2 protein-coding genes are annotated in these 1,775 nt (G+C 61.7%); one reads left to right on the forward strand and one right to left on the reverse strand.

From position 1 onward, the window contains the following. Positions 1–81 precede the first annotated feature (81 nt). Positions 82–1,044: a Gfo/Idh/MocA family protein gene (locus tag NW827_RS01510; RefSeq protein WP_414404255.1), complete on the forward strand. Its 963-nt coding sequence runs from the start codon at positions 82–84 to the stop codon at positions 1,042–1,044. Between the two features lie 31 nt (positions 1,045–1,075). On the opposite strand, the gene NW827_RS01515 is transcribed toward NW827_RS01510, so the two are convergent. Next, complete coding sequence (locus NW827_RS01515) at positions 1,076–1,669, reverse strand: (2Fe-2S) ferredoxin domain-containing protein (RefSeq protein ID WP_414362898.1); 594 nt, start codon at positions 1,667–1,669, stop codon at positions 1,076–1,078. Between the last annotated feature and the right edge of the window lie 106 nt (positions 1,670–1,775).

A 1,775-nucleotide genomic window follows, 5' to 3' on the forward strand; every position in this document is an offset into this window, starting at 1 on the left:
CCCAGTTGGGGTGGTGGAAGGGATCCCTTCTGTGGGATGCTACAGACAGAAACAGGCTAGGGGAGGAACCAGGCCTTGCGGGTGGGGATCATCGGCACTGGCTACGCCGCTCGCTCACGGGCAGAAGCCTTGCGCAAAGATGGACAGGTGCAGATTGTGGCAGTTGCTGGCCGAACGCCCGAGCGGAGTGCTGCTTTTGCCGCTGAGTTGGGGGCTGCTGCCTATTCCGACTGGTCTTCCCTGTTTTGCGAGCAGCAGCTGGATTTGGTGTTTGTTAGCACCATCAATCGGGATCACGCGGCCATTGCCCGTGCCGCTCTGGAGGCCGGGATCCACACTGTTGTGGAATATCCCCTCGCCCTCAGCGTTGCCGAAGCTCGCTCGCTGGTGCAATTGGCAGCGGAGCGGCAGCTGCTGCTGCACGTGGAGCACATTGAGCTCCTCAGCGGCGTTCACCAGCTGCTGAGGCGGGAGCTGCCAGGGCTGGGCAAGTTGTTTGCCGTTCGCTACCTTACTCTTACTGCCGCCCACCCTGCCCCCGACCGCTGGACTTATCGGCCCGAGCTGTTTGGCTTCCCCCTCATGGGGGCTGTCTCCCGCATCCACCGCCTGGTGGACTTGTTGGGAAAGGTCGAGCGGGTGAGCTGCCAGCTGCGCTATGAGGGCCCAGACTTGCCCCACCGCTACAACAGTTGCTACTGCACTGCCCAACTGAGTTTTGCCAATGGGCTACTGGCCGTGTTGACCTATGGCAAAGGGGATTCCCTGTGGTGTTCCCAGCGCCTGTTGGAGTTCCATGGCCAGCGGGGCGGCTTGCTGATCAACGGCGAAGAGGCAATGCTGTTGCGCCCCGGCAGCGCCCACCCCTTGGAGACCGGATCCCGCCACAGCTTGTTTGAGCAAGATACCCGCCTGGTGCTGGCTCACCTGCGCTGCGGCAGTCCTCTCTACGTGGATACTGGGAAAATGCTCCACGCCCTGGCTGTGGCCGAGGCCGCCGAGCACTCTGCCCAGGCTCAGCAGGTTGTCCGCGTCCAGGATTAGATCCCAGGGAGGTTGCTGGCAGCAGGCAGGGTTACGGCCCCCTTTTCTGGCAGATGTTGCCACCTAGAGTGCCTGTGTGCGCCAGTGGAAAGTGCCGCTCCAACAGAGCCGGGATCTCTTGCGAAGAAACGCCGCTGTAGCGAGCCTTGTCGGGCAGGAACACCACGTTCGGCCCCCGCTTGCAGTTCTTCAGGCAGCCCACCCCCTGCACGCGGATGCCCTCATAGACTGCTAGGTAAGTCTGCAGAGCCTGCATCACCTCCAGCGCCCCCCGCCGACAGCAGTCGGACTTCTGGCAGACCAAGACGACCCCTTGCCTCTTTTCCTTTGATTCTGGAGCAGCTTTTGGGGGAGATATGGCTGGGATCCGAACCACACGGTAGAGCACCCATTTCTCTCGCCCCTTCAGCAGATTCACTTCCCGCTCCCCCGCAATCTGCACCCTATCCCCCGGCTTGAGGCTGCGGTAGAGCTCAGAGCGCAGCGGCTTGGGGATCTTGCCGGCAAACACTTCCGAGCCGACCTGCCAGCGCAGGTACTTGAGCTGGCCATCCTTATCAGGAAGAAATCCCAAAAAATAGCCCTCCGCCTCAAAGGGGATCCTTTGCTTAGCCAACTTGCCCACCTTCTCCCCGACCCTCCCTGCTCAAGCGCCAACAAGCTTCCAGCTCTTCCAGCAACTCTTGCCGCCGCGCCATATGCTGCCGGATAACACTGCGCACCTGCAACAG

Source organism: Synechococcus sp. H70.1 (genome assembly GCF_047502705.1).
GTDB lineage: Bacteria > Cyanobacteriota > Cyanobacteriia > Thermostichales > Thermostichaceae > Thermostichus.